The organism is Nocardioides sp. (assembly GCF_036374615.1).
Taxonomy (GTDB): domain Bacteria; phylum Actinomycetota; class Actinomycetes; order Propionibacteriales; family Nocardioidaceae; genus Nocardioides.
This window is the reverse complement of record NZ_DASUTK010000240.1, coordinates 1-7,664: the sequence shown is the minus strand read 5'-3', so window position 1 is coordinate 7,664 and position 7,664 is coordinate 1. Positions and strand designations below refer to the sequence as shown.

The 7,664-nt window shown below is 70.8% G+C and carries 7 protein-coding genes; 2 read left to right on the top strand and 5 right to left on the bottom strand.

What is annotated here, in order from left to right; all coding sequences use genetic code 11:
- Window positions 1-77: 77 nt before the first annotated feature.
- Together VFZ39_RS18975 and ppdK are read left to right on the top strand one after the other, a co-directional pair.
- Window positions 78-863: an NUDIX hydrolase gene (locus VFZ39_RS18975; RefSeq protein WP_330867370.1), complete on the top strand. Its 786-nt coding sequence runs from the start codon at window positions 78-80 to the stop codon at window positions 861-863.
- A gap of 17 nt (window positions 864-880) precedes the next feature.
- Window positions 881-3,553 (top strand): pyruvate, phosphate dikinase, encoded by a 2,673-nt coding sequence (ppdK, locus tag VFZ39_RS18970; RefSeq protein WP_330867369.1) that lies wholly within the window; start codon window positions 881-883, stop codon window positions 3,551-3,553.
- Between the two features lie 33 nt (window positions 3,554-3,586).
- Here the strand turns inward: ppdK and VFZ39_RS18965 are convergent, their stop codons facing one another.
- The 5 genes from VFZ39_RS18965 to VFZ39_RS18945 all read right to left on the bottom strand — a co-directional run.
- Window positions 3,587-4,543, bottom strand: a complete 957-nt coding sequence (locus VFZ39_RS18965) for a co-chaperone YbbN (protein WP_330867368.1) — start codon at window positions 4,541-4,543, stop codon at window positions 3,587-3,589.
- Between the two features lie 30 nt (window positions 4,544-4,573).
- Window positions 4,574-6,271 (bottom strand): acyl-CoA mutase large subunit family protein, encoded by a 1,698-nt coding sequence (locus tag VFZ39_RS18960; protein WP_330867367.1) that lies wholly within the window; start codon window positions 6,269-6,271, stop codon window positions 4,574-4,576.
- A gap of 37 nt (window positions 6,272-6,308) precedes the next feature.
- Window positions 6,309-6,869, bottom strand: coding sequence for an MmcQ/YjbR family DNA-binding protein (locus VFZ39_RS18955; RefSeq protein ID WP_330867366.1), 561 nt, complete (start codon window positions 6,867-6,869; stop codon window positions 6,309-6,311).
- Window positions 6,869-7,360, bottom strand: coding sequence for a MarR family transcriptional regulator (locus VFZ39_RS18950; RefSeq protein ID WP_330867365.1), 492 nt, complete (start codon window positions 7,358-7,360; stop codon window positions 6,869-6,871). Before VFZ39_RS18950 ends, VFZ39_RS18955 begins: the two co-directional genes overlap by 1 nt.
- 4 nt (window positions 7,361-7,364) lie before the next feature.
- Window positions 7,365-7,664: PH domain-containing protein (locus VFZ39_RS18945; protein WP_330867364.1), on the bottom strand; the 300-nt coding region annotated here is incomplete at its 5' end.

Below are 7,664 nucleotides of genomic sequence, written 5' to 3'. Positions count from 1 at the left end.
CCTGAGACACAACAGTGCGCCATGGCGCACTCTCAGGCACACGCCGCGGTCTTCGGAGGGCCGTCTAGGGTGAATCCGTGACCGAGTCCGTCAGCGTCCACACCGTCGCCGACGGCGTCGCCCGCGTGACGTGGCGCGCGGAGGTCGTCGATCTCGGCCTGGTCGACGCGGTGGCGCGGGTGCAGCCGTACGTCGACCGAGCGCTGGCCGAGCACGGGCGGGTCGAGGCATGGGTCCGGCCCGACGACGTGGCCAGCCAACGGATCGCGACCTGGACCGGACTACGTCGGGAGGGCGTGATGCGCGGCGCGGTCGCCGAGGAGGACCGGATCGTCTTCGCGAGGCTGGCGGCCGACCCGCCGTCCTCCGAGCCCGAGGGGTTCCGGGCCCTCCTCAACTCCTTCCTGCCGCGCAAGCGGGCGATCAGCCAGCTGTTGGTGCGCGACCACGAGCATCGGGTGCTGCTCTGCCAGCTCACCTACAAGCCGGACTGGGACCTGCCCGGCGGCGTCGTCGAGGTCGGGGAGTCGCCCCAGCTCGCCGTGTCCCGGGAGGTCTCCGAGGAGCTCGGTCTCGAGCTGTCGGCCGGGCCGTTGCTCCTCACCGACTGGCTCCCGCCCTGGAGCGGGTGGGACGACGCGTTGTGCCTGGTCTTCGACGGCGGCAGCCACCGACCCACGCTGCTCGACTCGATCGTGCGCGAGAAGCGCGAGATCCGCGCGGCGGAGTTCTGCACCCTCGACCAGGTGGCCGAGCGCTGCGCCGAGTTCACCGCCCGCCGGGTGGCGGCCGCGCTCGCCAACCTGGACGGCGGCGCCCCGGCGTACGTCGAGAGCGGCCGCCCTCGCCAACCCCCGCACTGACGTGCCAAGGTCGCTCCATGGGCTACGTGCGGGCATTTGCAGAGGGCAACAAGGAGCAGCGCGACCTCCTCGGCGGCAAGGGAGCGAACCTCGCCGAGATGACGAACCTCGGGCTACCGGTGCCTCCCGGTTTCACCATCACCACCGAGGCGTGCCGGGCGTACCTGCAGCACGGCGGCGAGCCTGAGGGTCTGGCCGAGGAGGTCACCGAGCACCTCGAGGTCTTGGAGAAGACGATGGGACGCCGACTGGGCGGGGCCGACGACCCGTTGCTGGTCAGCGTCCGCTCCGGGGCGAAGTTCTCGATGCCCGGGATGATGGAGACGGTCCTCAACATAGGGCTCAACGACGAGTCCGTCGCAGGGCTCGCCCGGCAGAGCGACGACAAGCGGTTCGCGCAGGACTCCTACCGGCGGCTGCTCCAGATGTTCGGTGCCACGGTCATGGGCATCGACTCCGAGCACTTCGCCGACGCGCTCGACGCGGCCAAGCGCGAGCGCGGCACCGACAACGACCTCGACCTCGACGCCGATGCTCTCGCCTCGCTGGTCGAGACGTTCAAGGGCATCGTGCGCCACCAGGCCGGCCGCGAGTTCCCGCAGGATCCCCGCGAACAGCTCGACCTCGCCATCCGCGCGGTCTTCGACTCGTGGAACACCGACCGCGCCCGGCTCTACCGCCGCCAGGAGCGGATCCCCGAGGACCTCGGCACCGCGGTCAACGTGCAGGCGATGGTGTTCGGCAACTTCGGCATGGACTCCGGCTCGGGCGTCGCCTTCACCCGCGACCCGGCGAGTGGCGCCCAGGGGGTGTACGGCGACTACCTCCAGAACGCCCAGGGCGAGGATGTCGTCGCGGGGATCCGCAACACGGTGTCGCTGGCCGACTTCGGCGAGGTGGACCGCGCGGCGTACGACCACCTGATGTCGATCATGGCCCGGCTCGAGCGCCATTACCGCGACATGTGCGACATCGAGTTCACCGTGGAGCGCGGCAAGCTCTGGATGCTGCAGACCCGGGTGGGCAAGCGGACGCCGGAGGCGGCGTTCCGGATCGCCATCCACATGGTCGACGAGGGCCTGATCGAGATGGACGAGGCGGTCATGCGCGTCACCGGCGACCAGCTCGCCCAGCTGATGTTCCCCCGGTTCGACGAGTCGGCAGAGCGCACCCTGCTCGCGACCGGGATGAACGCCTCCCCCGGCGCGGCCGTCGGCAAGGCGGTGTTCGACTCCGACACCGCCGTCGAGTGGGCCGAGCGCGGGGACGACGTGATCCTGGTCCGCAAGGAGACCAACCCTGACGACCTGCGCGGCATGGTGTCCGCGCGCGGCATCCTCACCAGCCGCGGCGGCAAGACCTCGCACGCCGCCGTCGTGGCGCGCGGGATGGGGCGGACCTGCGTCTGCGGCGCCGAGGCCCTCGACGTCGACACCAAGGCGCGCGAGTTCCGCGTCCGCGGTGGCGAGACGATCCGCGAAGGTGACCTGATCTCGATCGACGGCACCACCGGCGAGGTGTTCGCCGGCGAGGTCCCGGTCTCGGCCTCGCTCGTGGTGCGGCACTTCGAGGGGGAGAAGAGCGACGACGACCTGGTCACCGCCGTCTCGCGGATCATGGCGCACGCCGACGGGGCCCGGCGGCTCCGGGTGCGAGCGAACTCCGACACCCCGGACGACTCCGCGCGTGCGCGCCGGTTCGGCGCCCAGGGCATCGGGTTGTGCCGTACCGAGCACATGTTCCTCGGCGACCGGCGCGAGCTCGTGGAGCGACTGATCGTCGCCGAGAACGAGGCCGACCAGCTCGCCGCACTCGACGCGCTGCTCCCCCTGCAGCGGCAGGACTTCACCGAGATCTTCGAGGCGATGGACGGACTGCCCGTGACGATCCGGCTGATCGACCCGCCGCTGCACGAGTTCCTGCCCGACCTCACCGACCTCTCGGTCGAGGTCGCGCTCGCCGAGGAGCGCGGGAAGGTCGACGAGCACTCCCGTCAGCTGCTGACGCACGTGCGACGGCTGCACGAGCAGAACCCGATGCTGGGTCTGCGGGGTGTCCGGCTCGGCATCCAGATCCCCGGGCTGTTCCGGATGCAGGCCCGCGCGATCCTGGAGGCCGCCGCTGACCGGGTGGAGGCCGGCGGGGCTCCCCGCCCCGAGATCATGATCCCGCTGGTGGCCAGCGTCCGAGAGCTCGACGTCGTCAAGAGCGGCATCCTCCAGGTGGCCGAGGACGTGCAGACCACGCGCGGCGTGAACCTGGACTTCAAGATCGGCACGATGATCGAGCTGCCCCGGGCGGCGTTCCTCGCCGATCGGATCGCCGCGTCGGCCGAGTTCTTCTCGTTCGGCACCAACGACCTCACGCAGATGGCCTGGGGCTTCTCGCGCGACGACGTGGAGGCGGCGTTCTTCTCCCGCTACTTCGACCACGGCATCTTCGACGTCTCGCCGTTCGAGTCGCTCGACCAGCTCGGTGTCGGCGGCATGGTCGAGATGGGGACGGCCAAGGGACGCGAGACCAAGCCGGACCTCAAGGTCGGGATCTGCGGCGAGCACGGCGGAGACCCTCGCTCGATCCACTTCTTCGACTCGGTCGGCCTCGACTACGTCTCGTGCTCACCGTTCCGCGTCCCCGTGGCGAGGCTGGAAGCCGGCCGCTCGGTGCTGGCGAACCGCCGGAGCGGCTGAGGCCACGCCCGCCAGGCGGTCAGCAGGGAGCGCTCAGAAGAGCGCGGAGGCCAGCTGCTGCCGCGCCCGGATCACCCGCGGGTCGTCGTTGCCCACCGCGGCGAACAGGCCGAGCAGGTGCTCGCGGGCCGCGTCCCGTTCCTTGTCGGAGGTACGGCGAACCAGCTCGATCAACCGGTTGAACGCGTCGTCGACGTGCCCGCCGAGCAGGTCGAGGTCGGCGACCAGGGTCTGGGCCTCGACGTCGTCAGGCGACGCCGCGGCCGCGTCACGGGCGGCCGTCAGGTCGACCCCGCGGGTGCGCTGGAGCACGCGCGCCATGGCCAGCCCGGCGGCAGCCTCGGCGTCGGCGGGGTTGGCGTCGACCAGCTTCTGGTACTCGGCGACGGCACCGTCGGCGTCGTCGGCCTCCAGGGCGGCTTGGGCGGCGGCGTAGCGGGGGTCGGCCGCAGGCTGCTCGTCGGCCGCCTCGTCGGCCCCGGCAGGCGGGCCGGTCCGAGGCTGGTGCCGGCCGGTGATGCCCTGGGCGGTGAGCTGTTGGCCCAGCTGGTTGAAGAGCGTGCGCAGCTCATCGAGGCTCAGTGCTCCCGGGATCGGCTGGGTCGCGGGTCGGCCGTCGATCAGCACCAGCATCAACGGCACCTGCTGGATCTGCATCGCCTGTGCGATCTGGGGGGTGCGGTCGACGTCGACCAGGGCAGCGAGGAAGCGACCCTCGTACTCGCCGGCCACGGTCTCGACGTCGCGGGCCGCGGTCGCGCTCTCCGGCGATTGCGACGCCGCGTAGAACACCAGCACCACGGGCGCCGTCATCGACGCCTCGACCGCGGCCTGGAACCCCTGCTCGTCGGCCACCTGCACGGCGTACGCCGAGGAGGCGCCACCGGCCGGCGCGCCCGGTGCACCAGCGGCACCGCCGGAGGCCGGCGGCTGCCGCTTGAGACCGGACAGGTCGATGGCTCCGGGACGGCTGAACGGCTGCTGCGTCATGGAGCCATCCTAGGGAGGGTCAGCGACGACTCAGAACCTGGCCGGTTCGCGGTACTCGCCCCACTCGGCGCGCAGCGCGTCGCAGATCTCGCCGAGAGTGGCTTCGGCCCGGCAGGCCTCCAACATCGCCTCGATCATGTTCTCCTCGGTGCGACCGACGTCGACCATCCGTTGGATCGCCTTGCGCACGGCAGCGTCGTCCCGGTGGGCCTTGCGCTCGGCCAGCAGCCGGACCTGCTCGGTCTCGACCTCGTGGCTGACCCGCATGATCTCCAGGTCGTGGGTGACCGAGTGCTCGTGGCAGTTGACGCCGACGATCTTCTTGTCGCCCTTCTCCAGCGCCACCTGGTACTGGAATGCAGCCTCGGCGATCTCGGACATGAACCAGCCCTCCTCGATCCCGCGCAGCAGGCCGCGCGTGATCGGGTCCTCCCCGGCGCGCGTCGCGGCCGCGAGCCGCTCGGTGTCGGCGTGCGTCAGGGTGCTGCCGCCGAGAGCGAGGATCCGGTCGAAGATCGCGTTGGCCTCGGCCTCGATCTGGTCGGTCAGCGCCTCGACGTACCAGCTGCCGCCCAGCGGGTCTGCGACGTTCACGACGCCGGTCTCCTCCATGATCACCTGCTGGGTGCGCAGCGCGATCTCGGCTGCCTGCTCGCTCGGGAGCGCCAGGGTCTCGTCGAGGGCGTTGGTGTGGAGGCTGTTGGTGCCGCCCAGCACGGCCGCCAGGGCCTCGATGCCGGTGCGGACCACGTTGTTGTACGGCTGCTGGGCGGTGAGCGAGACGCCCGCGGTCTGCGTGTGGAAGCGCAGCCACTGCGCCTTCTCGGAGGTGGCGCCGTACACGCCCCGCATCCAGCGTGCCCAGATCCGGCGGGCGGCCCGGAACTTGGCGATCTCCTCGAAGAAGTCGACGTGGGCATCGAAGAAGAACGAGAGCCCGGGCGCGAAGACGTCGACGTCGAGCCCGCGAGCGAGCCCGAGCTCGACGTAGCCGAAGCCGTCAGCCAGGGTGAACGCGAGCTCCTGCGCAGCGGTCGAGCCTGCCTCACGGATGTGGTAGCCCGAGACCGAGAGCGGCTTGTACGCCGGGATCCTCTCGGCGCAGTACTCCATCAGGTCGCCGATCAGCCGCAGGTGTGGCTCCGGCGTGAAGAGCCACTCCTTCTGGGCGATGTACTCCTTGAAGATGTCGGTCTGCAACGTCCCGTTGAGTGCGCTCGTGTCGACCCCCGCGCGCTCGGCGGCGACCAGCATCATGCAGAACACCGGGACGGCCGGGCCGCTGATCGTCATCGAGGTCGTGACGGCCGCGAGGTCGATGCCGTGGAAGAGGGTCTCCATGTCGGCGGCCGAGTCGATCGCCACGCCACAGTGCCCGACCTCGCCGAGGCTCTGCGGGTCGTCGGAGTCGCGGCCCATCAAGGTCGGCATGTCGAAGGCGACCGAGAGTCCGCCACCGCCCCGGCCGAGGATCATGTGGTAGCGCTCGTTGGTCTGCTCGGCGTTGCCGAAGCCGGCGAACTGCCGGATCGTCCAGGTCCGTCCCCGGTACCCGGTCGGGTAGAGCCCGCGTGTGAAGGGGAACTCGCCGGGCCACTCCGAGTCGTCGGTGCCGTAGGCCGGCTCGACCTGCACCCCGGAGAGCGTCGTGAAGTCCGCCTCGCGGACTCGCGAGCTCTCGTAGCGAGCCTGCCAGCGGGCGCGGGCGTTGTCGGAGGACTGGGTCATACCCCAAATAGTAGGACGTCCTACTAAATTCACCAACTCACCGCGTCGCTGGTCGCTCCCACCGGTACACCTGACCGTCGCGTACCTCCGCGGTGACCGGCGGGCGGGGCGTGGGGTGGTCGCGGAGGTGGGTCAACAGCCTGCTTCGTCCTCGGACGTCGTGCTCGCCGTCGCGGAAGCGGACATACGGGTGCAACAGGGGCCGCAGCTCGCCCCACTCCTGCTGCTCGACCAGGTCCCACGCGCGGGCCACCGGCTCCGGCAGCTCGGGCAGCTCGTGCAGCATCCGGGGCACGCACATCCGCCAGGCGTCGGTCACCAGCTCTCGCATCTCCGGCTCGGAGAGCCGGTCGAGACGGGCGCAGACCCACTGGTAGCGCAGGTCGGACGCCGCGGGCAGGAAGAACGTCTCCGGGTCGCTCTCGATCAGCCCGTCCCGCTGCTCGCGCGGGAAACCGAAGCCCATGGTGGCCTCGTCGCGCGAGAACGCCACGTAGACCAGCTGCCGCACCTTGAGCTTCCACTGGCCACGGATGTGGGCCTCGTACGTGCGCGGGAGGGACAGCCCGACCCGCCGTACGTCGTCGGACGTCGCCATCAGTAGTCCCCGGCAGCACGTCGGACCGGCCGCAGCAGCTCGGAGAGCCGACGGAGGTCCGCCTCGTCCAGGACACCGAGACCGAAGTCCGCGTCGACCAGCTCGGCGGTGGCGACCTCCACGATCGCGCGACCCGCCTCGGTGATCTCCGCGAGCACCGCGCGACCGTCCTTCGGGTGCGGCCGTCGGATCACGTGGCCGTCAGCCTCGAGCTTGCGGACGATGGAGGTGACCGAGGTGGGGTGCACCTGCAGCCGCTCCCCCATCTTCCCGAGCGGCAGCGACCCCCGCGACGAGAAGGTCAGGAGCACGAGGGCCTCGTAGCGGGCGAACGTGAGGCCCTGCGGTTTGAGCAGGGCGTCCAGCCGCCCGATCACCAGTTGTTGCACGCGCATGAGGGACGTCACCGCGTGCATCGCGGGTACGCCGGGCCAGCGGTTGCTCCACTGCCGGGCCGCCTCGTCGATCGGGTCGAACGGGAGCCGTGCCATCGCCCTAGTTGACGACGCGCGGCCCGCGCAGCCCGCTGCGTTGGACGACCCGCTGGATGGCCAGGTCGCGCTCGTCCGGCCGGCCGACGTACCGGATGTCGCGCAGGCCCTGCTCCTGCGCGGCCGATTCGAAGACGAAGTGGCCGTAGCCCAGGACTCGGCCGGTCAGGGGCTTGGCCACGGTGATGTCGAGGATCCGGGTCAGCGGCATGGTCGCCTGCTCGCGCGCGAGCACGCCGTGCATCCGGAACACCCGCATGTTGGTGATGACGAACCGGTCCATCCGGTGGTGCAGCGCCCTCCA